20 protein-coding genes are annotated in these 25,268 nt (G+C 61.2%); 7 read left to right on the top strand and 13 right to left on the bottom strand.

The features are described from left to right. Positions 1-3: 3 nt before the first annotated feature. Positions 4-1,203 carry an MFS transporter gene (locus BS630_RS28475; protein ID WP_077980063.1) on the top strand — a complete coding sequence of 400 codons (1,200 nt, stop codon included), beginning with the start codon at positions 4-6 and terminating at the stop codon, positions 1,201-1,203. A 96-nt stretch (positions 1,204-1,299) separates the two neighbouring features. After that, positions 1,300-2,502: an ROK family transcriptional regulator gene (locus BS630_RS28470; protein ID WP_077980062.1), complete on the top strand. Its 1,203-nt coding sequence runs from the start codon at positions 1,300-1,302 to the stop codon at positions 2,500-2,502. Positions 2,503-2,561: 59 nt separating this feature from the next. Here the strand turns inward: BS630_RS28470 and BS630_RS28465 are convergent, their stop codons facing one another. Continuing rightward, the gene (locus BS630_RS28465) at positions 2,562-3,476 is read right to left on the bottom strand and encodes a DMT family transporter (protein WP_077980061.1); all 915 of its coding nucleotides are present in this window, start codon (positions 3,474-3,476) and stop codon (positions 2,562-2,564) included. Positions 3,477-3,628: 152 nt separating this feature from the next. Here BS630_RS28465 and BS630_RS28460 point away from each other — a divergent pair, with 152 nt between their 5' ends. Next, positions 3,629-4,492 carry a helix-turn-helix domain-containing protein gene (locus BS630_RS28460; protein WP_478385036.1) on the top strand — a complete coding sequence of 288 codons (864 nt, stop codon included), beginning with the start codon at positions 3,629-3,631 and terminating at the stop codon, positions 4,490-4,492. Between the two features lie 81 nt (positions 4,493-4,573). Here the strand turns inward: BS630_RS28460 and BS630_RS28455 are convergent, their stop codons facing one another. Next, positions 4,574-5,389, bottom strand: a complete 816-nt coding sequence (locus BS630_RS28455; RefSeq protein ID WP_077980060.1) for an oxidoreductase — start codon at positions 5,387-5,389, stop codon at positions 4,574-4,576. Between the two features lie 89 nt (positions 5,390-5,478). Between BS630_RS28455 and BS630_RS28450 the strand changes: the two genes are divergently transcribed. Beyond that, positions 5,479-5,943, top strand: coding sequence for a winged helix-turn-helix transcriptional regulator (locus BS630_RS28450; RefSeq protein ID WP_077980059.1), 465 nt, complete (start codon positions 5,479-5,481; stop codon positions 5,941-5,943). An 83-nt stretch (positions 5,944-6,026) separates the two neighbouring features. Here the strand turns inward: BS630_RS28450 and BS630_RS28445 are convergent, their stop codons facing one another. Next, the gene (locus BS630_RS28445; protein ID WP_077980058.1) at positions 6,027-8,048 is read right to left on the bottom strand and encodes a beta-N-acetylhexosaminidase; all 2,022 of its coding nucleotides are present in this window, start codon (positions 8,046-8,048) and stop codon (positions 6,027-6,029) included. Positions 8,049-8,532: 484 nt separating this feature from the next. On the opposite strand from BS630_RS28445, the gene BS630_RS28440 reads away from it, so the two are divergent. Next, the gene (locus BS630_RS28440) at positions 8,533-10,074 is read left to right on the top strand and encodes a DHA2 family efflux MFS transporter permease subunit (protein WP_077980057.1); all 1,542 of its coding nucleotides are present in this window, start codon (positions 8,533-8,535) and stop codon (positions 10,072-10,074) included. A gap of 69 nt (positions 10,075-10,143) precedes the next feature. On the opposite strand, the gene BS630_RS28435 is transcribed toward BS630_RS28440, so the two are convergent. The 3 genes from BS630_RS28435 to BS630_RS28425 form a co-directional block, all read right to left on the bottom strand. Next, positions 10,144-11,457, bottom strand: a complete 1,314-nt coding sequence (locus tag BS630_RS28435) for an MFS transporter (protein WP_077980056.1) — start codon at positions 11,455-11,457, stop codon at positions 10,144-10,146. Positions 11,458-11,757: 300 nt separating this feature from the next. Next, entirely contained in the window at positions 11,758-12,018 is a 261-nt protein-coding gene (locus BS630_RS28430; RefSeq protein WP_025397589.1) for a hypothetical protein, read from the bottom strand. A gap of 606 nt (positions 12,019-12,624) precedes the next feature. Beyond that, positions 12,625-13,293 carry a hypothetical protein gene (locus BS630_RS28425; protein ID WP_077980055.1) on the bottom strand — a complete coding sequence of 223 codons (669 nt, stop codon included), beginning with the start codon at positions 13,291-13,293 and terminating at the stop codon, positions 12,625-12,627. A gap of 343 nt (positions 13,294-13,636) precedes the next feature. Between BS630_RS28425 and BS630_RS28420 the strand changes: the two genes are divergently transcribed. Further along, positions 13,637-16,924, top strand: a complete 3,288-nt coding sequence (locus BS630_RS28420; protein ID WP_077980054.1) for a GH36-type glycosyl hydrolase domain-containing protein — start codon at positions 13,637-13,639, stop codon at positions 16,922-16,924. 21 nt (positions 16,925-16,945) lie between these two features. Here BS630_RS28420 and BS630_RS28415 read toward each other — a convergent pair whose 3' ends face one another. The 7 genes from BS630_RS28415 to BS630_RS28385 form a co-directional block, all read right to left on the bottom strand. After that, positions 16,946-17,686, bottom strand: coding sequence for a FadR/GntR family transcriptional regulator (locus BS630_RS28415; RefSeq protein WP_077980053.1), 741 nt, complete (start codon positions 17,684-17,686; stop codon positions 16,946-16,948). Positions 17,687-17,830: 144 nt separating this feature from the next. After that, entirely contained in the window at positions 17,831-18,595 is a 765-nt protein-coding gene (gene kduD, locus BS630_RS28410) for a 2-dehydro-3-deoxy-D-gluconate 5-dehydrogenase KduD (RefSeq protein ID WP_269207220.1), read from the bottom strand. Next, a complete protein-coding gene (gene kduI / locus BS630_RS28405) occupies positions 18,592-19,428 on the bottom strand; it encodes a 5-dehydro-4-deoxy-D-glucuronate isomerase (protein WP_077980052.1) in 837 nt (278 codons plus the stop codon). Before kduI ends, kduD begins: the two co-directional genes overlap by 4 nt. Positions 19,429-20,055: 627 nt before the next feature. After that, positions 20,056-20,202, bottom strand: coding sequence for a DUF1127 domain-containing protein (locus BS630_RS28400; RefSeq protein ID WP_003594835.1), 147 nt, complete (start codon positions 20,200-20,202; stop codon positions 20,056-20,058). Between the two features lie 180 nt (positions 20,203-20,382). Next, on the bottom strand, positions 20,383-21,363 hold the full coding sequence (locus tag BS630_RS28395; RefSeq protein WP_077980051.1) for a 3'-5' exonuclease: 981 nt from the start codon (positions 21,361-21,363) through the stop codon (positions 20,383-20,385). A gap of 94 nt (positions 21,364-21,457) precedes the next feature. Next, positions 21,458-22,837 (bottom strand): ATP-binding protein, encoded by a 1,380-nt coding sequence (locus BS630_RS28390; protein WP_077980050.1) that lies wholly within the window; start codon positions 22,835-22,837, stop codon positions 21,458-21,460. Then, positions 22,834-23,508, bottom strand: a complete 675-nt coding sequence (locus BS630_RS28385; protein ID WP_077980049.1) for a response regulator transcription factor — start codon at positions 23,506-23,508, stop codon at positions 22,834-22,836. The genes BS630_RS28390 and BS630_RS28385 overlap by 4 nt, the downstream gene beginning before the upstream one ends. 415 nt (positions 23,509-23,923) lie before the next feature. On the opposite strand from BS630_RS28385, the gene BS630_RS28380 reads away from it, so the two are divergent. After that, the gene (locus BS630_RS28380) at positions 23,924-25,183 is read left to right on the top strand and encodes a flavin monoamine oxidase family protein (RefSeq protein ID WP_077980048.1); all 1,260 of its coding nucleotides are present in this window, start codon (positions 23,924-23,926) and stop codon (positions 25,181-25,183) included. Positions 25,184-25,268: the final 85 nt, after the last annotated feature.

Below are 25,268 nucleotides of genomic sequence, written 5' to 3'. Positions count from 1 at the left end.
CGCATGAGCCGACTTTTTCCCGACGTCTTCCGCAATCCGGCGATCCGCGCCTGCATGATCGCCATTTTCACCTTCGGGATGGCGGGGGCGATGACCGCACCCTACCGCTCGATCATCGGCATCCGCGAATTGGGCTTGAGCGACGGCCTCTATTCCTTCCTGAGTTTCGTCTCCGCGGCGGTGAACGTCGTCATCAGCATTCTGCTCGGCAATCTCGCCGACCGGCTGGGTGAGTACCGATCGACGATGATCGGCGCCTGCCTCTTCGGCATCGTCGGCTACGGCATGGTCTACGCCTCTCCAACCGCGGCCGTCTTCGTCATCAGCGGCTTGCTGCCGCTGCCGATCTACGGGGCGCTGAACTCGCTGCTGTTTGCCAATGCGCGTGCGGCGATGCACGGCATGAGCCGAAGCGAGATGGTGACGGCCAACTCCGGCGTGCGCGCCATGATCTCGCTGTCCTGGGTGCTGATCCCCGGCATCACCGGCCTGCTGCTGTCTGGCGCATCGAGCATGCTGCCGGCCTACCTCTTTGCCGCCATCTCGTGTCTGCTCTGCCAGGGCATCATCCTGTTCGCCTTGCCGAAGCGGGCGGCGACGGAGATGGCAGCAGTTCATCATCTCACCTATCTCGGTGCGCTTCGCCAGGTGGTCTCGCCGCGAATATCCGCGCATATTTGCGGGGTGGCGCTGATCACCAGCACGCTGCATCTCAATGACGCCCTGCTGCCATTGATTGTCACCGGTGCCGCGCATGGCAGGCTCAGCGATGTCGGCATTCTCGTCGGCATCGTCGCATTGCTGGAGGTCGTCTTCATCATCATTTGGTCGCGGATCGCCCGGAAAACCGGCCAAATGACGGCGCTTGCCGCCGGCACCATCATCTACGCCGTCTTCCTCAGCCTTCTCGGCCTTGCCTCTGAGCCGTGGCATCTCTATGCGCTCACCGTGCTCGCCGGCATCGGAGCGGCGGCGATCATCAGCTTTCCGATCACCTATCTGCAGGATCTGATTGCCGACCGACCGGGGCTCGGCAGTGCGCTGATCTCCGTCAACATCTTTGCCAGCGCCGGCATCGGCGCGCTGGTTTTTGCCGCCGGCACCTATGTGACCGGCTATTCTGGAACCGCCATCCTCAGCGCCGTCACAGGACTATCGGGGATAGCGCTCCTCGGCTTTCTGCAGAGACACCATGCCCATTGAGCCGATGCCACGGCAAACAGGACGTGACGAAGAATGGAGCTTTCATCAGTGTTCGTCTTGTGACAAGGGTGATGCTGCATTTCCTTTGAAGGCGACATGAAGGCAATCTCCGGCACGAATCTCGAGCAGGCCAAGTCTCACAACCGGCGTGTGGTGATCGAGGCTGTCCGCACCAACGGTCCCTTGTCGCGCGCGGCAATCGCCCGGATGACGGCGCTGACTGCTCAGACTGTTTCGAATATCGTCGAGGAACTGGAGAGATCGCACCTTCTCGTTCCGTCCGAGGCGCAGAAGCTGGCGCGCGGCCAGCCGATCATCCCTTACACCATCAATCCGCGCGGCGCCTATTCGATAGGCCTCGAACTTGGCCGCCAGCGCGCAAGCGGGGTCCTGACGGATCTCTCCGGCGCCGTTTGCGCGCGCATCGAACGCCACGTCGAACATCCCGATCCGCAAAGGGCGATGCCGGCTCTCCAGTCCATCGTCGAGGATCTTCAGCAGGCCTTCACATTCGACCGCCAAAGGCTGCTCGGCGTCGGGATGGCTCTGCCCGGCCGCTATGCCGATGGCGGCACCACATCGCTCAGCCCGCTAAACCTGCCCGGCTGGCAGGGTTTTCCCGTCGGGCATGAATTGGAACAACGGGTAAAGGTGCCGGTGCTGGTCGAAAACGATGCGACGGCAGCAGCGATCGGCGAGCGTCTTCATGGCGTCGCCCGCGGTTTGGGCAGCTTCGTCTATCTGTTTCTCGCAGGCGGCGGCGGCATCGGCGCCGGAATGTTCCTTGACGGCCACCTCTACAAGGGCAGCCGCAACAATGCCGGCGAGATCGGGCATATCATCGTCGAGCCGCATGGCAAGCTCTGCAGCTGCGGCAAGCGCGGCTGTCTGGATCGCTACGTGTCACCGGCCGTCGCCTATGAATTCATGGGCATTGCCAATGCCGAGGAGCTGTCGCCCGACGATCTCGATGCGCTGATCGCCAACGGCGGCGAAGGTCTCGACGCCTGGCTGGATCAGGCGGTCCAGCCGCTGCGGCAGACCGTCGATTTTCTGGAACTTGCCTTCGATCCTCAGACCATCGTGCTCGGCGGCAGCATATCGACCTCGCTGATGCGGCGGCTTGCAGAGCGGCTTGAGCCGCTGCACACCCCGATCGACCCCAACCAGAAGCGGACCATTCCCCGCGTGATGATCGGCATGACCGGCAAGGATACGGCAATCCTGGGCGCAGCCGCCCTGCCGATCTTTTCCGAAACCAATCCGCGCTTCGACGTCCTGCAAAAGCCGCTCAGCTAGTACACCTCCGCCCGGGGAGATTGCCGAGGCCGGCTTTTCATCCGCCTGCTTGCAGCCCCTTATCCGCCTGCCGGCAGCCTCGCATCCGACTGCGGTAGGCGACGGGCTAGAGGTCGCGCAAAGATGACCACGTTGCCGAGAAGCGTCAGCGCCAGGCCGATCAGGCCCAGACCGCTCCAGTGGTAGCCCTCAAAGACCGTCGACAGCGACAGGGCGACGATCGGGAACAGGACGGTGGCATAGGCGGCGCGCGAGGAGCCGATGCGGGACACCAGCATGAGGTAGGTGGTGAAGCCGATCACCGATCCGATCGCCGCGAGATAGAGCATGGCGGCAAGATAGGTGATGTCAGGCGGCGCGACGATCGGCGTTCGCGTCACGGCAATCAGGAAGAGGAGGACGATCGCTCCATAGGTCATGCCCCAGGCATTGGCGGTCAGCGGTGAGATTCCGACCGCGCTGTTTCGACGCGATGCCATATTGCCCAGCGAGAAGAACAGCGTGCCAAGCGCAGCGAACCCGATCCCTTTCAACGTGCCCATATCGAAATCGACGACAACGTCCTGTCCGAAAAGGAGGAGAAGGCCGGTTGCTCCGAGTGCCGCTGCGAGAAGTGTGCGGCCGGTAATGCGGTCGCCGAAGAAGAGGCGCGCATTGACGGCATTGTAGATCGTTGCGAGCGAGAAGATCACGGAGATTAGGCCGGACGGGATAGAGGCGGCGGCGTTGTAGAAACAGATGAAATTGAGGCTGAACAGGCAGAGCGCTTGCGCAAGGATGAAAGGTTGATCGCGCAATGCAGGGAGCTTGAGCCGCCGCATGGCAGCCAGGATGGCGACGAGGATCACTGCTGCGACCGCAAATCTGTAAAAGACCGAGACCAAGACCGGCACGGGACCGACCTGCATCGCAATGGCGATCCAAGTCGTCCCCCATATGAGGACGGTCGCGATGAAGAGAGCGGCATTTGCCATGGAGTGATCCTCGTTTCCCCGACCAATATGCGAGCCGTGAGCAGGTCTCTTGCAGATTCTTGCTATGAAATCGATTTGCCCGGACTTCCGGCTCGCCATGCGGGTCGTCCGCCGGTAATGTTCGCGCGGCATGGTCATGTGGGGAAGAATTGGTGAAATATAGTCACCCCTCGGTTTTCAGGTTTTTGTCCGCATCTCCCACTGCACGGATGTCACAGTCCATCGATTTGGGTTTCGGGCGATCAGCCGCTATCTGGAGCAATGCACAAGACAGGATGAGCTATCAGCGGCCGAACGGTCATACGTTCAGTCTTTATCTGAGAGGCGGCGCCGGAACGCGTCGTCTGGATGGCAGCCCTGGCGCGCGCGGCCGTCCGGGGGTCCTGTGCATCATGCCACAGGAGCACTCGTCCGAATGGGAAATCACCGACTTCTCCGAATTCGTCCATCTGTATGTTCCCGACGATCAGATGCGCCGGATGTTTGCCGAGACGTTTGACCGCGATGCGCGGCTCATGGCTCTTCCCGAATTGACATTCGCGGATGCACCCGCCTTGGCGCGCACACTTCGGCAGATGACGAAAGCGATGTTGGCGGGCGGTCATCTGCTGGCTGAAGAAGCGATGACGCAGGCGATCAACGATTTCTTCGTTGATCCGCGTTATGGAGGGATGCGCCCCTGCGCGATCAGCGGCGGGCTCGCTCCTCATGTCCGGCGCCGGAGTCTGGAGTATATCGAGGCCCATCTCGGTGAGACAATCCGCTTGCAGGATCTGGCGGCGATCGGGCAGCTCAGCGCCTTTCATTTTCAGCGGATGTTCCGGGCAAGCTATGGTGTGTCCCCGCATGGCTGGGTGGCTCACCGGCGTGTCGAGCGCGCCAAATCGATGTTATCAGCCATGGACCCAATCGCACAGATCGCTTCCGCCTGCGGCTTCAGCAGCCAGAGCCACATGACACGGGCATTTAAGTTGGGCACAGGCGTCACGCCCTCTGCCTACCGGCAACGACAGTGAAGCCCCTTCGCTCGACACGTGTTTGTTCGCTGTGGACGGGGCGGCAGCCTTGATCTCTTGACCGATAACGCCGGCGCTGGATCAACCGGGAAGTTTGTTGAATTTCCGGAGGCTCTTGTCGACGAAGGACTCCGGCAGGAAGCGGCGGATGAAACGGATCTGCCCTGCGGCCCTTCCGGCCGTGTACCGCCTCTTGGGCGATGGCGCATTGGCGGCCTTGACGACGGTTGCGGCGACCACTGCGGGCGCATCGCCCTTCGAAACGATTTCGCGCATAAGCTTCTCTGCATCGGTGCGCACTGTATCATAAACGGCTAGCGGCCGGTCCGGCCGTGTGATGTTCTCTTCGAATGAGGTGCGCGTGACGCCCGGTTCGACGAGCACGACGCGGATGCCCTGCGTGCGCACTTCATGGTCGAGGGATTCCGAATAACCTTCGATCGCGTGTTTGGTCGCTGCGTAAAGCGCGTTGAAGGGCGCCGGGATCAGCCCGAGGATCGAGCTCAGGTTGATGATCCGGCCGCTGCGCTGCCGCCGCATCACCGGCAGCACCGCATTGGTCATACGCATCGTGCCGAAGACGTTGACGTCGAAAACGGCTTTGGCCTGTGCCGTCGTCGACTCCTCCGCACCACCGAGCAGCCCGATCCCGGCATTGTTGACCAGCAGATCGATTCGTCCCGTGCGTTTCAAAACCTCGTCGACGGCGCCCTGCACCGATTGATCGTCGATGACGTCGCAGACCAGCATGATGATGCCGTCGGCGGTGTCGGCCATCGGCTTTCGGCTGGTGCCGAACACCTGGTAACCGTCGCGCAGCAAGGCCTGCGCCGTTACCAGCCCGATGCCGGAAGAAGCCCCTGTGACCAGGGCAATGCCGCGTTCTCTTTTGCTCATCGACGTCTGCCTTCATTTTGTCGTGGAATGTTCATGGGCATTCTGTTACTATCAATTTGATAGCAAGTCACTACTAAAAAGATATCGACATGAAGAATCTTTCGAACCAACCTTGTCTGATCGCCCGCAGCCTGGCGCTCGTCGGCGATGCGTGGAGCATGCTGATCATGCGCGACGCCCATGCGGGGCTGACCCGTTTCGATGAATTTCGCAAAAGCCTCGGCATCGTCCCGACAATGCTGACGGGGCGGCTGTCATCGCTGACCGAGGAAGGATTGCTGGAAAAGCGTCGCTATTCCGAGCGTCCGCCGCGCGACGAATATTTGCTGACGGAAGCCGGCCGCGACTTTCTGCCGGTGCTGTTTGCAATCGGCGCCTGGGGCCGCAAGCATCGCAGCGGCGGTGCAGTCACCCGCTTCTTCGACGCTGAGACCGGAACGGAGATCGATCCCCTCACAATCGACCGCGCCACAGGCGCGGAGATTGGAACCCGTCCTATTCGTATCGCCGCACCCGAATGCGAGGTGCCCGCGGCACCTGACAACTCCCCTTGAAGGCGGTCGGTATCCTTGCCATCACCGCCTCCGGCAATGGCAAGGCTGATCCTCAAATCAAAACCCCCGGCCCAATCGGAGCGCTACGACTGTTGCAGCCCGTAGAGCAGCGGCATCAGTCCTGCGAGCGCTCTGAAGCGCTCCCACGACTTGGACGAAGGCTTCGTCCAGCCGGTTTCGGCAAGTGCGGAAAGGCGGGGGAAGACGAGGCGGTCGAAAACGGCGCGATCGGTCATCGGCTCGGACCAGATGCAGGCTTGAATGCCGAGGAGTTTCTGTTTCTGGCTCGCCGTCCAGCCGCCGATGGGATCGAAATTGTAGAGCTTCTCCGCGTCCGAAGTCCCCGCCCAACTGGCGCCGGGCTCATCCCAGTCGGGCCTGAGCGCCATGTCGAGGTAATAGACCTGTCCGGGGCAGACGACCATTTCATAGCCGCGCTCGGCAAGTTCGGCCGAGACCTCGACATTGCGCCAGCTGCAGAGATAGCTCTTCGATTTGTCGATGACATCGCCGTGGGCTGCCTCTTCCCAGCCGCCGGTGATGCAGCCCTTGCTCGCAAGGAAGCGCTGGACGCGGCTGAGGAACTCCGCCTGCAGGATGGCAGCACCCGACCCGTGGATGTCGTCGGCGCCATGGGTATTGGTGACGACGTTCAGCCGCTTGGCATGCGCATCGGCAACGTCGTTGCCCGCCACGCTACGCAGGCGTTCGAGCGCTTCCGGCGAGCCGGACCACGCGCCAAGCGGCACCTCGTCGGCGCCGAGATGGATGGTCTTGAAGGGGAAAAGCTCGATGAGTTCCGAAAGGATCGTCTCGACGATCTCATAGGTCTTCTCGCGGGCCGGATTGATGCAATTGTCCGGGAAGCCCTGAACCGAATAATAGCTGCCGACCTCGGCCGGATCGCGCAGCTCTTGGATCGCCTGCAGCATGGCGTAGCAATGGCCGGGCATATCGATCTCCGGCACAATCTCCACGCCGAGGCTCTTGGCATGCGCGACGATCTCGCGGATGGCAGCCTTGGTGTAATAACCGCCTGTGCGGGCCGGGCTCGAACCGAGCAGCGGCGGAACGGCGAGACCGTGGCCGCGCCAGGCCCCGACTGCGGTCAAATCAGGATAGGCGTCGATCTCGACGCGCCAGGCCTCATCGTCGGACAGGTGCCAATGGAAGCGGTTGAGCTTGTTCCAGGCAAGCACCGCCAGCAGCTTCTTGATCTCGGCGGCGCCATAGAACTGGCGGGCGACGTCGAGATGCAGGCCGCGCCAACCCATCGACGGCTCATCGACGATCTCGCCTGCGGCCGGAAATTGGAAGACCTCGGGATGCAGCCTTGCGCCGCGCCAGATCTGGCCGAGTGTGACGAGGCCGTAAAGGAAGCCGGTCTGGCTGCTGGCCTCGATCGTGATCGTCTCACCCTCGAAGCTCAGCCGGTAGGCCTCTGGCCCGAGCCCGGCGGCATCCTTCAAGGCAACCGGAACCGCGCCTTCCGCCTCGCTTCGCACTATGCCTTCGACGGCGAAGAGATGCTCGACCAGCGCTGCGAAGTTTCGTGTTGCCGCCTCCCCTTCAGTGCTCTGCGCCTGCAGCGCAAAACCGGCCGGCAGCGGCCGGCGGGAAGTGACTGAAATATGGTTCGGCCAGGGGATGATCGACACCTGAACAGGCGCATTGACGGGCACCGGATAGATCTCGGCGCCACGCTTCAATGGGGCGTTGCTGACCGAAGATCGCGTCGGCTCTATCGTGAGCACGATCGTGCTGCCATCGGAAAGCGCGAGATAGCCGCTCGTCGCGCCGTCCGTCCAGTGACGGAACTGCCAACTTAGCGCGTAAACCGAGATCGTCCACGTCTCGCCGGCGCCGAGAACGAAATTGGCTGGCGGCTGGAATTCGGTGAAATTCGACAGCCGCTGCGAAACCGTGGCGCCTTCGACGCGCCCGGCCGGATCGACGCGGCCCGGGCCGCTGACGCACAGCGAGAAATTCGAAAGCGGCTCATTGCCTAGATTCTTGAGGCGCAGGACGTAGGAAAATTCCTTGCCATCCGCAGGCGGGTTCCAAAGGGTTTCAAGCCGCAGGGCTTTTGGTCGCGGTATGGACATGGTCACTCTTTCCTCTTGAAGATCGGGTCATAAGCATTCCGGCGCACTACCGAAAGCGGAACGATTGCTGCCGCAAAGCCGGCTCCGATGGAAGGCGCGGGGGCATAGTTGATCAAAGCAACCTCACCCACGCGATCCCGTCGTTCTTGAAGTCAATCAAATTGATTTAAGATTGATAGTCAGTTTCCAGCCAGCACGTCAATTGCCGATTTGAAATTTCTGCAGCGCTCCGGAGCAGCTCTCAGCGACGCGCACCGAACTGCAGGAAGACCTCATCGGGCGTGGGACGGCTGGTCGCGTTGGTGACGTATTTGTGTTGGCAGATCCCTATCGCTTCCGTCCTCATCCGAACTATGGTGTCGGCATCGGCGGAATTGCGCTCCACGTCTTTGATTGCGGCATACCGTCGACCGTCTCGATCTTAAACAGGATCAGCCTTAGTCTTGGCACCCTGGGCGGAGAATGCAGCGCGCGGGATTATCGCATGTCGGAACGATTTGAATCTGCCCGCCTTGATGAAACACCCGCCATCGTCTGGCTCGGCTTCATGGCGATGTGCGTCGGCATGTTCATGGCGATCCTCGACGTCCAGGTGGTGGCGACATCGCTGCCGACCATCCAGTCGGCGCTGGATATCGATCCGGATCAGATGAGCTGGATACAGACGGCCTATCTCATCGCCGAAGTGGTGGCGATCCCGCTCACCGGCTTCTTGACGCGGCTGCTGACGATGCGATGGCTGTTCGTTACCGCCATCAGCCTGTTCGTCGCGGCCTCTGCCGGCTGTGCGATGAGCGGCAGCTTCGGCGAGCTGGTAGCCTGGCGGGTGCTTCAGGGCTTTTCTGGCGGAACCCTGATCCCCTCGGTGTTTTCGGCCGTGTTCATTCTCTTCCCGAACGAGCGCCAGGCACTTGCAACGACGATCGCCGGCGTTCTCGCGGTGTTGGCCCCGACCGTTGGGCCGATCGTCGGCGGATGGCTGACGCAAACCTACTCCTGGCACTGGTTGTTCCTGATCAACATCCTCCCAGGCATTGCCTCGGCAATCCTGGCGGCACGGTCCCTGCCAAGGCAGGCGACCAATCCGTCCGAACTCAGGCATCTCGACGGTTTATCGCTTCTGCTGATGGCAACCGCGCTGGCGAGCTTGGAACTCAGCCTGAAAGAGGCGCCGACGAGCGGCTGGATCTCGGCCTATGTGCTCAGCCTGCTGACGGTCTGCCTTGCATCGGGAGCTGTCTTCATCTGGCGAACGCTGCGCGGAAACTGGCCGATCGTCGATCTCGGCAATTTCGGTGATCGAAACTTTCTCGTCGGTTCGGTTCTAAGCTTCGTGCTTGGCATCGGCCTCTTCGGCTCGGTCTATCTCATGCCGGTCTTTCTCGCTTTCATCAGGGGACACGACGCCCTCCAAATCGGCATGACGATGCTGGTCACCGGTGTCGCGCAATTGATCACGGCGCCGATCGCGGTCGCGCTGGAGAAGCGCATGGACGCGCGCTTGCTGTCGGCCGCCGGTTTCGCGCTCTTTGCGATCGGTGTCGGGATGAGCGCTTTTCAGGACCCTCGTTCGGATTATGACGCGATGTTCTGGCCGCAGGTCGTGCGCGGCGTCGCCATCATGTTCTGCCTGCTGCCGCCGACGCGGCTGGCGCTCGGCACACTTCCGCCAGACCGCATTCCCGATGCGAGCGGCCTTTTCAACCTGATGCGCAATCTCGGCGGGGCGATCGGCATCGCTCTCATCGACACCATCATCTACACGCGCTCGGAGCCGCTGGGACAAGTCCTCTGGACCCGCCTTCAAGCCGGAGACGTCGAGGCTGCGACATTCGTCGGCGCACCTCTTCAGACCATATCGGGGCATAGTGGCAGCTTCGACGCGGATACCACGGCGCTGCTCGATCCGTTGGTCCAGACCGCGGCAAGCGTCCAGGCGATCAACGAAGCCTGGATGGTGATTGCCGTCCTGACCGGCTGCGCCCTGCTCTCGGTGCCCTTTGCCAGGCGGCCAACGTCAACGTGAAAACCAGGGTTGACGAGACCTACCCCCCGCGATCCTGAGATGGAAGCCAACGCATCGGCCAAACGGCTTCTAGGCTAGCTTAGCACTGCGCGTCTCGGCATCGATGAAATAGGCTGCAGCACCTGCCAACAGTAGCAACGCAGCGAAAATCCCGATGACCAGGCCGAAATCTTTAGTCACAAAAAGACCGATCAACGATGGCGCAAGCAGCCCTCCAAGCCGAGCCATAGCACCGGCGGCACCCATTCCGGTTGCCCTGGAGGCAGTAGGATAAAGCTCTGGCGTATAGGCGTAGAGTGCACCCCACGTACCAAGCAGCGCGAAACTCATGATGAGCAGTGACGACGCTACCAAGAATGCGGATGAGCCGACGACAAACAAAATGGATCCCATCGCGGAAAGGATGCAAAATGCCACAAGCGTTGGACGCCGCCCCCACTTTTCGACGCCGTAGGCAGCGAGCGCATATCCAGGAAGCTGGGCAAGCGCGATCAGCACAAGAAAACCGTAGCCTCGAACGAAGCCAAAGCCGTCCCCGGCAAGTTTCGGAGGCATCCAGGTGAAGACACCATAGTAAGAAATGGACACCAGAAACCAAACCGCGAGGATCAAAAGGGTTCGACGCCGCAGAGCGTGGGAGAATATTCCGATACCACGCGTCGGTGTCGCAGGCGCGATGTCAACCTCTTGCCCCAGAGCACTGCGGCCATTCACCAGGGCCATCCGGTCGATGATCGCCTTTGCTTCTCCACCCCTTCCCTTGCGCAGAAGATAGAGCGGTGATTCCGGCACGAAAAACCGCAGACCGAAACCGATAATCGCCGGGACCGCTGTAACGGCAAAGATAAACCGCCAGGCTTCGGCCACGTTCCATAGACTGAGCAGCCAGGCTGCAATTGCGACAACCAGGGTTCCGACGGCCCAGAAACCCTCGAGCAGCACCAGCCACCTGCCTCGGTTCTTCGCCGGCAGGAATTCGGCCATCATCGCATAGTCCACCGGCAACGTCCCGCCGACCGCTGCTCCGGTCAGGAAGCGCATGAACAGGAGGAAGGTGAAGTCTGGCGCGAATATCGACAGCGTGCCAAAGACGGCATCACAGGAGACAGTCGCGATCAGAACGCCGCGGCGGCCGATCCGGTCGGCAAGCCTGCCAAACCCCATTGCGCCCAGAAACATGCCAAGGAAAAACACCGTGCCCGTCTGAAGCGCCTGCGGCACCGTTAGTTCGAAGCTCGTGGCGATCGAAGCCGCTGTGAAGCCCACCGCGATGACCTGCATGGCGTCAGCTGCCCAGACCAAGCCGAAGATGGCCATCAGCCGTCGCTGATATCGTCCTGCTCCCGCGTGGTTGAGTGCATCGTCCATTGTGATTGTGGTCATTTGTTTTCCATACCCGGCTGCCGTGGTCCGCTCATAGCGCATTCAGCCCAAAAGATCACAGCCGCAAGCCGCGATGGCCGTTTTCCAGTTTTACCTGGGCGTTTCATGACATTCTGCAAGGTGATCCGTTCGTACATCTGATCTGAAGCTAAAGGCCGGAGCCTGCGAGGCCGCTGCTAAGGTTGGGAGGAGCTCCTCGTTGTTTAAGCTCCCGAAGATGAACGGTTAACTTGGCGGGTGGCTTGAATTCATCAGCTGTGCCGCTCCATGGTCCTATCGCGTAATGGCAGCAAATCTAACCTACGATTTCGGCTTAAAGAACCTATCGGCTTCCTTCATCGCATTCTGCGCCGCGCCATACAGCGCGCTTACGGCATCGCGCATTTCGGCAAACGCCTGCATGGTTCGTGGCGAAATGTAATCGCCTCTTGCTTCAGCATTGAGCCGCAAAGCTCTCTCGCAGTCGGCGGCAATTCTATCCAGCTCCGGGGAAACCCGATAGAGCCGTTCCAAGATAGCGTCGATGTCACCCTTGGCGCGTTCAGACATTCGTTCTGCCATCAAACCCTCACCGCTGTGTCTCTTCCCCTGCAGGAGCCGAAGGACTCCTAAAGCAGTGTCCCCTGCTTGGCTTCGTCGGCCACTTTTACGTCCGCGTCGCCACGGCGCGGCTCGCATATCGCTCCGGTCTCAAAAAACTCTATTGATGACCGAATTACGGTTATAGGACCAAAGCCAGCGCCTGGGAATTGGAAGCCGGTCGAACAACCCCGGCGCCGCGCGTGATTTTCGCAGACAAAAAAAGTGGGCCGACGGAAAACCGTGGCCCATTAGTTGTGAAGGTATAAACCTCCAGAGGGGAACAGCTGAAACGACGGAACTGGGAGGTAAGCCGTCGTGTTGCATCAGCTGCAATCACCATGCTCCTTTTTTGACCAGTTGGAAAACATTTTTTGTGCAATGCAGCTATGCAACGGCGGACCATCCAGCCGAAGGAGCCGTGGAGGATGGATCTTGAACGCTGCTACCGCGGCCTTGGTCTTGAACTTTTTAGAAGGCGTCGATCTGGCGCCGGACTAGGCCGCGATGAAACGAGCCATCCTATGGAGAAGAGGCCATGCGTGAGGACGCAATGCCTTTGATCGGGTTCGACGATTTCGCTTGATTTTACTCGGCGTCGTCGTTCGCCTTTGGGAACAGTTGCAGCACATTCGACCCACTCGGGTGCGCGAGAGCGCGCGCCTTTGGGTGCCGCGAGTTGTTTTCTCCAGCCTTTTGGATAGCTGAAACGAGACCTTCCCGCTGGCGATAATAATCTGGCTTGGCAGGCAGGGTGAGGTCAAACTCTTCGAGCATACGCTCAATAATGTCCATCGCTTCAGCCGCCAGCCCAGCATAACCTTCTTGGCGTCGCTCGAAGAAGCCATCGTATCCGGGCCTGGAAAGGTCGAGACTATCCAACGCATAAGAAAGGGTCTTCACCCGGTTCGACAACCACAAAATTTCTTCTGAAAGCTCGGTATTGAAAAGTCCCCAGTTTGCGTCGTGCGGAAGTGCAAGGGTTGGATCGCGAACGTGAAACGCGAATTCGCCTTCATCCATGGGATTGAACTCGGGCATGTCGTGAACGGCCGCGTAGCTGGCTCCGACAAAATCATCTAGGGCCAGCACCGTCAGCATCGCCAGGTTTCTAACCTCGGCTTTCGGGCGCCGGTTGATCCCAGACTTCGCAAGTCGAATGACGATGGGAAGCAGGGAGCCAGCGGCTAAACCGCCAGCGCCAATGAATGCTCCCATTACCATGATCCCTTGAGTGGTTTCGAAGAACTGCGTCAATAGTCACCTCGTTGAATGGGAGCCGCGAGTTGCGTCAAGAAGCACGCACAGACGGAATCAGCGCTTTCCGTCCCAGTTTGCCTTGAACTTAAACGATAGGGAACTCCGTTCCCGCCGTGTGGCGCCATTGAGCAACCTCACGGCATGATCATCACCGGCGACCTCAGTTCCTTTGACGCTTGGCAATGACCTCTCGGTGCAACTTCTCGAATTGAACATCAAGTGATATCGGCTGGCCTGTCTTTCAAGGACCTAATCGAGAACCGGCGATAGTAGTAAGATTTCTCTCAACCATTTTGCGTCATCCTCCAGTTCCCTTCTGAAGCCAATCGACGAGATCTCAATGGCCACGGACCTTGACCGCAGTTTTCAAATGCCCCGACGCGATGAGCTTGGCCTCTTCACGATCAGCAACGGTTCCGGCCTGTCGATATCGGCCTTGCCGAACGGCGCCCTGTTTGCCATCGAATACGCCGACGACAAGGGATCAGTGCAGATCAACCAGATCCAGGGCTCGCCGCTTACCGGCGGCGTCGGTCGCCTTTATCTGCGCGTGGGCGGGGCCGCGCCCGAGGTGGTGGAGCTTGTCGGGCCTCGCGCTAATGGCAGCTTCGGGCACGATGCGACGAGCCTCTCCTGGAGCGGCAAAACGGGCGATATCGGCTACAATGTCCGCCTCGAGCTTCATCCCGCCGAAACGGCCTGGTTCTGGCGTGTCTCCATCCGGCATCTGAAGGATGGGACGCTGCCGGTCGATCTGGTGCTGATCCAGGACGTCGGTCTCGGCGATCGCGGTTTCCTGATGAACAGTGAAGCCTATGCATCGCAATATGTCGATCATCATATCGCCGGTCACGAGACATTCGGCCCTGTCGTGATGAACCGGCAAAATCTCAAGCAGTCGGGCGCCCGCAACCCCTGGCTCGCGCAGGGCTGCCTCGATGGGGCGGCTGCCTATGCCACCGATGCGATCCAGCTGGTGCAGGCGAGCGACCGCCTCGACGACATACTGGTCGGCCCCTTCGGCACCAACCTGCCGAGCAAACGGCGGCAGCAGGAGACGGCATGCCCCGCCATTCAGTCGAAATCGCTCTCGGTGTCGGCAAGTGGCGCGACCGCGACCTTCTTTGCTGTGTTCGCCGCCGATCATCCTGAGGCGTCGAGCGATGCCGACCTTTCACGGCTTGACGAGCTCGCGGCGACAGACAGTGCGGCCGCCGATATCGAGGAGGGAGCACCGGTCCGCAGCCTGCTCCAGGATGCTGCCCTGCTGAAGGCCGAGGCACTGGACAAAAAGGCGATCGGCAAGCTTTATCCGGAGCGGAGCCTGGAAGAGCGCGTCGACGGAAAGCTTCTTTCGTTTTTCGTGTCGGACGGCGTTTTGAACCGCCACGTGGTCTTGCGCGACAAGGAACTCATGGTGGCGCGCCGTCACGGCGCGATCGTCAGAAGCGGTGAAAACATGCTGCTCGACGATGCGACGCTTGCCGCGACCTGCTGGATGCAGGGCATTTTCGCGGCCCAGCTGACGATCGGCAATACGTCTTTTCACAAGCTCTTTTCGGTCTCCCGCGACCCCTACAATCTGACCCGCGCCAGCGGGCTGCGCATCATGGCGGATATTGGCGCCGGCTGGCAGCTTCTGGCAGTGCCGTCGGCTTTCGAAATGGGGCTTAGCGATTGCCGCTGGATCTATCGTTGCGCGGAACGCACGATTATGGTGTCGGCAATCGCCTCCGGCGAGGATGCGGCGATGCAGTGGACGGTTTCCGTCGAGGGCAAGCCGTGCCGCTTTCTGGTGTTCGGCCATGTCGTGCTTGGCGAGCGCGAATATGACGCCGGCGGGCAGATCGAATTCGATCCGTCGGGCAAACGCATCCTTTTCCGGCCGGACCCGGCCTGGCTCTGGGGCGAGCGTTATCCCGATGCCGGCTATTGGCTGGTGAGTTCGACGCCCGACGCGATCGAGGAAATCGGCGGCGACGAACTGCTCTACAGCGATGGGGTAACACGCAACGGCGCCTTCGTGGCGCTCCGATCCCTGATGACGCAGGCGCTCTCTTTCGCCGTCGTCGGCTCGATGACCGATGCGGCGGAAGCCGAGCGACTGGCGCAACGTTATGAGGCCGGCGTCACCGATGAAGCTATGCTTGCACCGGCATCAAAATTCTGGCGGAACACCGTGCGCGGCCTGACGATCGGCAGCACCTCGCCTGACCTTGCCGCGCAGACGACCCTCCTGCCCTGGCTCGCGCATGACGCGATCGTGCATCTGAGCGTACCGCACGGCCTCGAGCAATATACAGGTGCTGCCTGGGGCACACGCGACGCATGCCAGGGGCCGATCGAATTCCTGCTCGCCTACGAGCATGATCGCGAAGCCAAGGAGGTGCTGAAGACCGTCTTCAGCGAACAATACCTGGAAAAAGGCGATTGGTCGCAATGGTTCATGCTGGAGCCCTATGCCAACATCCGGGCGGGCGATAGTCACGGCGACATCGTCGTCTGGCCGCTGAAGGCGCTCTGCGACTATATCGAAGCGACCGGCGATCTCGCCATCCTCGACGAGAAAGTCTCCTGGCGCGATGAAAAGACGATGGCCAGGGCGCCGGAGCCGGACACCATCGCGATCCATGTCGAGAAGCTGCTCGATACCGTTCGAGAGGCTTTCATCCCGGGAACGCATCTGATCCGCTATGGCGAGGGAGACTGGAACGATTCCCTGCAGCCGGCCGATCCGCATCTGCGCGACTGGATGGTCAGCAGTTGGACCGTTGCCCTGCTCTACGAGCAGATCGTCCGTTATTCGGCGATCCTGCGCCGCCTCGGCCATGGCGACAAGGCCAAGGGCTTGAGGAAGATCGCAACGGCGATGCGCCGGGATTTCAACCGCCATCTCGTGCGTGGCGGCGTCGTTGCCGGCTACGGTATCTTCGATCCCAGCCATGACGGCGTCGAATTGCTGCTGCATCCGAGCGATCGGCGCACCGGCCTGCATTACTCACTGATCTCCATGACGCAGGCGATGCTCGGCGGCCTCTTCACGCCGGTTCAAAGACGCGATCATATGAAGCTGATCGAGGAGCATCTGCTCTTCCCCGACGGCGTGCGGCTGATGGAGAAGCCCGCGACCTATGCCGGCGGGCCTGAGACGCTGTTTCGTCGGGCCGAATCCTCCTCCTTCTTCGGCCGCGAGATCGGGCTGATGTATGTGCATGCGCATCTACGCTACTGCGAGACGCTGGCGCTGGAGGCGGAAGTGGACGAACTCTGGAAGGCGATCGCCGTCGTCAATCCGATTTCTGTCACCACGGCGCTGCCGCATGCATCGCTGCGCCAGCGCAACACCTATTTCAGCAGCAGCGATGCGGCTTTCCACGACCGTTATCAGGCAGCGGCCGAATGGGGGCGCGTCAAGGCGGGAGAGATTGCCGTCGACGGCGGATGGCGCATCTATTCAAGCGGCCCGGGGCTCTACACCAGGAGCTTCGTCGAAAATATCCTGGGCTTCAAACGGCGCTTCGGCCGGCGCAAACGTAAACCGCTTCTGCCCGCAATCCATGCCTCCGCCGAACTGCAAACGGATCACGCCGCCTGGCGGCGGCTGATGAAGCCGAAACCCAAGGCGTAACAGTTCAGGACGAGGTGCTATCTATGCAGTAGCGTCGCGCAGTTCTTCGAAGCGCGCGGCGCTCTTCGATAAGTGGCTTCGGATGGCGCGGCGCGCGGCAGGCTCGTCCCGGTCGCGGATCGCCGCGAATATGGCGTGGTGTTCCCTGCGCATTCGCGCCGCATGGCGCTTGCGCTCGGCTGAGGTCATCTTGTCCAAGCGCGCCCATTGCCGCGGCACCATGATGTTGCCGAACGTGTCAAAGAGGCGGCCGTAATAGTAGTTTTGCGTCGCGACCAGAATGGACCGGTGGAAGGCGTAGTCCTCCTGCGCGCCGTACCCGCCTTCTTCGAGCGCCTTGTCTAGGTCATCGAGACGATCCTGCATACGGTCGATGTCCTCCTGTGTGCGCCGCAGCGCCGCAAGACCGGCGGCTTCATATTCGACCCCCATGCGCAGTTCCAGCACACGCAGGACCTCGTCGATCGACTGCAGGTCGTTGGGAATGATGGAGAAGGATCTGGGCGTTGGATCGTTCGAGACAAAAGCCCCAAGGCCTTGCCGTGTGGTGATCAGCCCCTTCGCGCGCAGCGCGGCGAGCGCTTCGCGAACGATCGTCCGGCTGACGCCGGTTGCCGTCATGATCGCCTGTTCGGTCGGCAGGCGCTGGCCCGGCTTCAGGTCGCCGGACTCGATTTGCGCCGTCAACATGTCGGCAAGGTTGCTGCGCAGGTTCGGCGCCTGCTGAATGGTATTGAAGACCGCGTTGTCCTTATCTGCCATCCTGTTTCGAAATCCTGGTGTCGAGGCGGCTGCGCCGACCCCGTTTCCTGTTCGTTTCCGCATCCACGCCGATGGGGGTGGGCAGCGGCGCTAAAGCGCGTCGCGATCTTTCAGATTAGCTCCCCGCGCTTTAGGTGAGACCGATTACCGAGCCAGCCAACCGCCATCGACGGGCAGCACCGTTCCATGCACGTAGTCGGATGCCGACGATGCCAGGAATACGGCCGCACCGCCGAGTTCGGACGGCGTTCCCCAGCGCCCGGCCGGGATCCGGGCAAGGATGGCGGCATTGCGGTCGGCATCTTCGCGCAGCGCCGTGGTGTTGTTGGTCACGAAGTAGCCGGGGGCGATGGCGTTGACGTTGACGCCCTTGCCGGCCCATTCGCAGGCAAGCAGCTTGGTCAGTCCGGCGAGGCCGCTTTTCGAGGCGGTATAAGACGGGATCCGGATGCCGCCCTGGAAGGAGAGCAGCGAGGCGATGTTGATGATCTTGCCCCTGCCCTTGTCGACCATATGGCGGCCGGCCGCCTGAGACAGGAAGAAGGCAGTCTTCAGATTGACGTCGATCACCGCGTCCCAGTCTTCCTCGGTGAAGTCGAGTGCATCGGCGCGGCGGATGATGCCGGCATTGTTGACGAGGATGTCGAGGCCGCCGAAGGTCTGGATGGCCTCGGTAACGATCCCCTTGACTGGTTCGATGCTGGCGAGATCGGCCTTGACGACATGGAAGCGGCTTCCCGCTTCCTGCACCAGCGCCTCGGTTTCGTCCATCGAGGAGCGTCCGACGGCGACGATCGACGCGCCGGCCTGCGCCAACGCTGCCGCGATGGCCTGGCCGAGACCCGTATTGGCGCCGGTGACGACGGCAACCCGGCCGGAAAGGTCGAAGGGATTTGCCACGATGCTCACCTCAGATCCGCAATGGCGATATGGTCCATGTCGGTGAAGCTCTTATTGTCGCCGGCCATCGCCCAGATGAAGCTGTAATTCTTGGTGCCGGCGCCCGAATGGATCGACCAGGGCGGCGAGATGACCGCCTGTTCGTTGGCGACAAGCATATGCCGGGTCTGCTGCGGCTCGCCGATGAAATGGAACACACGCTGCTCCGCTTCGAGATCGAAATAGAGATAGGCTTCCATGCGGCGGTCATGCGTATGTGCCGGCATTGTGTTCCAGACGCTGCCCGGCTCGATCATGGTGAAGCCCAGGGTGAGTTGGCAGGACTGGCAGACGTCCGGATGGATGAACTGGTAGATCGACCGCTTGTTGGCCGTCGCGGCTTCGCCCGGCGTCAGGTGACGGGCCTTTTCGCGGGTGAGCAATACGGTCGGGTGCGCCTGATGCGCTGGCGTCGAGACCAGATAGAACTTTGCCGGATTGGCGGCATCCGCGCTCTCGAAGCTGATGTCCCTGGCGCCCTTGCCGACATAGAGGCAATCATATTTGGCAAGATCGTAGTTCGTGCCGTCGACGATGATGCGGCCGGCACCGCCGATGTTGAGCGCGCCGAGTTCGCGCTCGGCAAGGAAGGTTTCCTGTCCGATCGCCGTCGGCGCCGTCAGCGTCAGCCCGGGGCCGAGCGGCGTCGCGCCGCCGATGACCATCCGGTCGTAATGCGAATAGGTGAGCCGGATCTCGCCGCTCGCGAAGACGGTTTCCACCAGAAAGTGACGCCGCAGCGTCTCCGTGTCGAAATTGCGCACGGCCTCTGGATGGGAGGCGTGCCTCACGTCGATCTGCATGTCAATTTTCCTTCCGCTTCATTGTCGCTACGGGGGCGTCGCTATTGCGGAAGCCGGTCTTGTCCGGCCTGTCCCGCTGCGGCGGTATCCATCCGGTTACATAGTTGTACGACAAGTTTGGTGTCAACATGTTTGTCGGTGCGCGTTCGAGGAGACGTAAGGCCCGCAAGAGCGCGAAGCGAATTTGGGATAGACAGGAGAATTTCCGGAGATGATGACGCCATCATCCAAGCAATGGATCGCAAGCCGTCGTTCTTGGCGCGATCCGGCAGTGCTATCGGCCAAAACGAAAAAGCCTGCCGCGGGAGGAGGTGCGGCAGGCTTTCGTAAAAAACCGAACGACAGCTGGGAGGAGGAGTGCTGTCATTCCACAGACGACCCTGGGAGGAGGATGGGGCGCCTGTAACATCGAAGGGACGCGGGAGGAGGTGCATCGCTTCGATAGAAATAATCATACTTATTTCTTGCTCAGTTGATAGGCATTTCTTTGCAGGGCAGCTATGCGTTATGCGAAAAGCGGGACGCTCGATTACCCTGGTCCATTCGCTGGAAGCACAAAAGCAAAGCGCCCGCTCGGGAGGAAGCAGGCGCTGGCATGGTCTTGAAGATGCTTGGTCTAAGCTGCCGTTAACGGGCGATGGCTGCGCGGGCGACGTTGCGGATGTCGCCGCGGCCGATGCCGAGGTCGTCTAGTTCGCGAGCGGACATACGACCCAGTTCAGCGACCGTCTGACGGTACTTGCGCCAGTTATTGAAAGAGCGTGCTACGTTCATGATGATCCCCTTTCGTGGGCTTTCGAAGCTTAGCTGCCAGTCCTTGGCGCTTCGTTCGCTTCGATGAGGTGTATATAATACGAGACCGCTGATTATTGCAGCGCCAATGCATCAGTGCACCTATGCGACACTTGCATGGGTCGCCATATCTTGCAGCTCAGGATCCGAACCGCTTCGCGGTCAGAGTTTGAAACGATCGAAGGCCGTCAGCCGTACGATCGGCGGCTCCGCCTCGGCCCATCGGTAAATATCCGAGCGCAGATAGGAGAGTTCGTCGTCGAGATCCTCTTCGCCGACTTCGATCCACCAGGACTTCAGGCGGCCGTCGCTGCCGTCCGACCAGCGATAACCCCTCCCCTTCAGATGATCCTTCATCTCGAACGGGCTGTGTTCGGCAAAGATACGGACGCGCGAACGCTGGCTGGCGCGGTAAAGCTCGGTGAACGGGCTTTCACCGCCGCGCTGCTCTCGATCGAGGATTTCCAGCAGTGCGTGGCAGTCGTCCACGGCGCGATGGCCTTCGTGGAAATACCCGGCCTGGCCGACGAGATAGCCGAGCTTCGTACCCTCGAAGCCGCGGCCGCTCCAGTCGATCTCCGAAACCGAGCATGCCCAGGCCTTGCCGGTGAAAATCTTCGAGAAGGCCTCGCAGAACGGCCGGTCGAAACCGGCATTGTGGGCAATGATCAGATCCGCCGGCTCGATCAGAGCTCTCAGCGATTGGATATCGATGAGCTGTCCTTCGACCATCGCATCGGTGATACCCGTCAGCCGGGTGATCTCGGGCGGGATCGGCCGGGACGGCTGTTGCAGGCCGCCATAGATGCCGACGATATCGCCGATCGCACCGTCATCGTCGAAGGTAAAGGCGACGGCGCCGATTTCGATGATCTCGTCGCTGCGATGGTTGAGACCCGTGGTCTCTGTATCAAGAATGACACCGAGGCGCGAAAACCCCGGCTGTCTGACTGACGCAATCGGCCGGGCGACCAGTTTTCTCAAGATGCGATAGTTGCCGCTCTCTTCGAGCGCCCGCACCATGTCTTCATCGGAATGGACGACCGGCTGCGATGGCCGCCGGTGCGATGGACCGCGTGCCTTGGCCGTCGCGGGCGATGCCTTGGCAAACATATCGAGTTGCGAATCTCTGTGCACGCTCATCGAATCTATATGTCACGGAGACGCGATTTAATCCATCGCATGACAACGCCGTGCCTCTTTTCGCGAGGCGCAAGGAACGCCGTAGCACCTTGAATTATGCAGTCGCCAGATGTGGTGGAGTATCAACATGTGCCGTTTTGTCCGTCGGGAAGCTCAGCCGGCAGACTGTCCCGGGATTGTGGTTGTCGATCGTCACCTCACCGCCGTGCATGCGCAGGATGTCGCGAACTAGATTGAGGCCGAGGCCGGCACCGCGTCCGTCGTGATGGCGCTTGAAGAACGGCTCGAATATCCGGTCGCGCATATCGGCGGGGATGCCTGGTCCCTCGTCCCTGACCTCGATCCAGTTGCTGCCTGATGTCAGCGAGATGGTGCCTTTTCTGCCGCCATGGTTGATCGCGTTCTGGAGGATGTTCATCAGGGCGCGCTGCAGCGCCAGAGGATCGCCCTCGATCTTTCCGGCACTGTCGACATCGAACTGCACCGTATAGCCGGCGGCAAAGGCCAGCGGCGCCATCTCGATGATGACCTTCCTCGCCAGCTGGCCGAGATCGACCTTGGTGAACTGGATCTTGCCCTGTTTCAGCCGCTGAAGATCGAGCATCTGCTCGGTGAGTACGGCGAGCCTGGCTGCATCTTCCAGGAGGTCGGTCTTGATCGAACTGTGCGGCAGGGCTCCAATTCTCGTATTCAGAATGGCGATCGGCGTGCGCAGCTCATGGGCGGCATCGGTCAGAAACCGTTCCTGCCGCTCGTAACCCTCGTCGAGACGTCCGAGCGCGCGGTTGACGGCGTGCACCAGCGGCGCGATCTCTTCGGGAATGTCGTGTTCCGACAGCCGGCCCCCACGCTGATCGATATCGATGGTATCGGCCTGGAGCGCGGCCTGGTCGATCCCGACCAGCGATCGTCGCACGACGAGCGGCGTCGCGATCAACGCACCCAACGCCATCACCGCGACGATCGGAATAACAATCTTCGCAAGGATCAGCGAAAGCTTGAGCAGGATGAAGGTGGACGAGATGGGGCCGTCGGTGCCCGTCAGAAACTGAACCTGTCCCCACTCCGTCGCGATCCATTTCATCCGGGCAGCCGGACGGTCGTGGTCGCCGAGATTCGCGCCGAACTCGGCCTCGTCGAGATGATCGAGCGCGTTGCCGATCGTGGCATATTCTTCCGGAATCCGGCCCTCGGTCAAAACATGTCCCTGCATGTCACGGACAGTGTACCAGAGATCGGGCGCGTCCTTGCGCAGCTGCCGCAGATCCTCGGTCTCCCTCAGGCTCAACTCTCCGGTGGGCTGGCGGAAGACGGCCTGGCGCAGGATCTCGATCGTGCCCTCCGTCGACCTATATTCGGATATCTTGCCAACCGAAATCAGCACGATCATCACCAGGATGAGCACGACCGATTGCACGGCAAGAAGGCGCCAGAACAGGCGCTTGCGCAGCGAATAGGAGCATCGTTTGCTCATGATGCTTCCCGCAGGAGATAACCCACGCCCCGGATAACGTTGATGACCACGCCTGCTTGCGATGCCGCCAGCTTGCGCCGCAACCGCGATATGTGGGAATCGAGCGCGTTCGACTGTATCTCGTCGTCGAAGCCGAAGACTGCTTCCATCAAGGCCGGTCGCGGCACCATGCGACCGGCACGACGCATGAGGCATTCGAGCACCAGCGCCTCCCGGCGCGGCATTTCCAGACGCAGTCCGGAGACGATGACGTCGCAATAGGTCGGATCGAACGAAAGACGGCCGATCGAGATCAGCGCCGGGCGCAAGGTTTCGGAGCGGCGCATCACGGCACGCAGCCGCGCCAGAAGTTCGTCGAAGACGAATGGCTTAGCAAGGTAATCGTCGGCGCCGGTCTCAAGCCCGGTGATCCTGTCTGGAACCTCTCCCTTGGCGGTGATGACGATGATCGGCAGTGTCAGCCCCTTCTTGCGGATCTTCGGAATAAGCTCGAGGCCATCGCCGTCAGGCAGTTGCCGATCCAGAAGGACGGCGTCGTAGGCGCCGTCGCCGATCACCAGCTCGGCGTCGCACAGGGTCGAAACGTGATCCATCACCATGTCGTGCCTGGTCAGGGCGCCCCGGAGCGCCACGGCCATTTGAGGTTCATCCTCGATCAGTAATATGCGCATCTCACATTCCTATCGGGGGCGTCTATCGGGGATCGTCGGTCCATAGGTGGAAACCATATCACCATCGAGCAAGTCTGCGGTGCCTGACGCGCGTCGAGCAAAAGATCGCCGTCTCGCAGCGGAGTGAAGCGCGGCGCTTACTCGGTGGTCGATCGAAACGCCCATTGACCCTCACAGTGGCTGTTTGTTCCGAACTATGAACCGGATCAACATTGCAACAGTCTGTCATGTCACCGTCGCGGTGCCGCTGCTCAGAACTTGCATGAGGACTGTGGGCGCGTCCTCCAATCAAACATCATTGCGCGGGAACGGCAGGTCTGCCGCGCCTTGCGTTTCATGAACACGGAGCATAGCTGTTTGATCCCGGGCTCCCCCTCGGGTAGGCGAATTGGCGGCGAGCGGCCAAGGAGAATGCATGCCTGGTGACAACAGCAAAGGTGCCGACGAGGATGTCGTCATCATCGGCGCCGGTGCCGCCGGCATTGCCGCCGCCCGTCGCCTGCGGGCAATCCGCCCGGATCTTTCCATCCTCCTCCTTGAAGCCGGCGATCGTCTCGGGGGTCGCGCCTGGACGGTCAGCCTGCCTGAAGCCGATATCGGGCTTGATCTCGGCTGCGGCTGGCTGCATGGCGCGCGGACCAATGCCTGGACTGCGATCGCCGGCGAGATCGGACTGACGGTCGACCGCACGCCTGCGCCCTGGGACGATGGCGGAAGGCGGCTTCAGCGGGATGACGCGGAGGCGCGTGCCGCAAGGCAGGAGATCGGCGCCTATTTCGAGCGACTTGAAAGCCACTCGGGGAATGATGCGGCCATGGCCGATATGCTCGAGCCGGGCAATCCCTGGAACGGCCAGATACGGGCGGTCGGCACCTATATCACCGGCGCCGAACTGGAGCGGTCGTCGGTCGTCGATTACAACAGATATGATCCTGGCCCTGGCCCTGACTGGCGGGTGCGCGAGGGCTATGGAACGCTGGTCTCGCTTTACGGCAAGCCGGTTCGGGCAAGGCTCGGCACCGAGGTAACCCGCATCGACCATCGTCATGCCGGCCGTATCGGCATCGAGACGAAGCAGGGTGCGCTCAGCGCTCGCGCGGTGCTTGTGACCGTTTCGACGAATGTGCTTGCCGCCGGCAAGATCGCCTTTGACCCGCCTTTGCCTGACAAGATCGAGGCAGCGGTCCGTTTGCCGCTCGGGCTCGCCGACAAGCTCTTCCTGAGGCTCGCAAATCAGGAGGCGCTGCCGGCGGACACGCATATGCTCGGCTCTACCCGTCGCGGCGCGACCGGCACCTATCAGCTCCGGCCGTTCGGCGCGCCCGTCATCGAGGCCTATTTCGCCGGCGACCTCGCGCATGATCTGGAGGGGCAAGGCAGAGAGGCTGCCTTTTCCTTCGCTGGAGACGAACTGGCGGCATATTTTGGTGCTGACATCCGCAAGGAGCTGTCGGTAGCGGCAATGTCGGCCTGGGCCGCAGCGCCTCATATCGGTGGCTCCTATTCCTACGCCGAGCCCGGCGCCTCCGATCAACGCGGCCGTCTCGCCGCGTCGCATGACGGGCGGATCTTCTTTGCCGGCGAGGCCTGTTCGACGTCGCGTTATTCGACGGCGCACGGCGCCTACGAGACCGGCGTCGCCGCAGCCGATCGAATCGCCGGCTCGTTTTCTTGAAATCCGTGCCTTCGCCGGCTGCCGCAGCAGGCAGGAATATTTTTTTCTCACTTGGTCGCGCGGGCGGGATTGGTTATGCTTCCGC

This window comes from Rhizobium laguerreae (genome assembly GCF_002008165.1).
Classification (GTDB): Bacteria; Pseudomonadota; Alphaproteobacteria; order Rhizobiales; family Rhizobiaceae; genus Rhizobium; species Rhizobium laguerreae.
This window is presented reverse-complemented; position numbering and strand designations above follow the sequence as displayed.

Coding starts and splice junctions, on each gene's coding strand:
- BS630_RS28420 (WP_077980054.1), top strand. CDS start 13,637: ATGGCCACGGACCTTGACCGCAGTTTTCAAATGCCCCGACGCGATGAG.
- BS630_RS28445 (WP_077980058.1), bottom strand. CDS start 8,048: ATGTCCATACCGCGACCAAAAGCCCTGCGGCTTGAAACCCTTTGGAAC.
- BS630_RS28385 (WP_077980049.1), bottom strand. CDS start 23,508: ATGCGCATATTACTGATCGAGGATGAACCTCAAATGGCCGTGGCGCTC.
- BS630_RS28390 (WP_077980050.1), bottom strand. CDS start 22,837: ATGAGCAAACGATGCTCCTATTCGCTGCGCAAGCGCCTGTTCTGGCGC.
- BS630_RS28400 (WP_003594835.1), bottom strand. CDS start 20,202: ATGAACGTAGCACGCTCTTTCAATAACTGGCGCAAGTACCGTCAGACG.
- BS630_RS28450 (WP_077980059.1), top strand. CDS start 5,479: ATGAAGAATCTTTCGAACCAACCTTGTCTGATCGCCCGCAGCCTGGCG.
- kduI (WP_077980052.1), bottom strand. CDS start 19,428: ATGCAGATCGACGTGAGGCACGCCTCCCATCCAGAGGCCGTGCGCAAT.
- BS630_RS28395 (WP_077980051.1), bottom strand. CDS start 21,363: ATGAGCGTGCACAGAGATTCGCAACTCGATATGTTTGCCAAGGCATCG.
- BS630_RS28440 (WP_077980057.1), top strand. CDS start 8,533: ATGTCGGAACGATTTGAATCTGCCCGCCTTGATGAAACACCCGCCATC.
- BS630_RS28465 (WP_077980061.1), bottom strand. CDS start 3,476: ATGGCAAATGCCGCTCTCTTCATCGCGACCGTCCTCATATGGGGGACG.
- BS630_RS28415 (WP_077980053.1), bottom strand. CDS start 17,686: ATGGCAGATAAGGACAACGCGGTCTTCAATACCATTCAGCAGGCGCCG.
- BS630_RS28455 (WP_077980060.1), bottom strand. CDS start 5,389: ATGAGCAAAAGAGAACGCGGCATTGCCCTGGTCACAGGGGCTTCTTCC.
- BS630_RS28470 (WP_077980062.1), top strand. CDS start 1,300: ATGAAGGCAATCTCCGGCACGAATCTCGAGCAGGCCAAGTCTCACAAC.
- BS630_RS28430 (WP_025397589.1), bottom strand. CDS start 12,018: ATGGCAGAACGAATGTCTGAACGCGCCAAGGGTGACATCGACGCTATC.
- BS630_RS28380 (WP_077980048.1), top strand. CDS start 23,924: ATGCCTGGTGACAACAGCAAAGGTGCCGACGAGGATGTCGTCATCATC.
- BS630_RS28435 (WP_077980056.1), bottom strand. CDS start 11,457: ATGACCACAATCACAATGGACGATGCACTCAACCACGCGGGAGCAGGA.
- BS630_RS28475 (WP_077980063.1), top strand. CDS start 4: ATGAGCCGACTTTTTCCCGACGTCTTCCGCAATCCGGCGATCCGCGCC.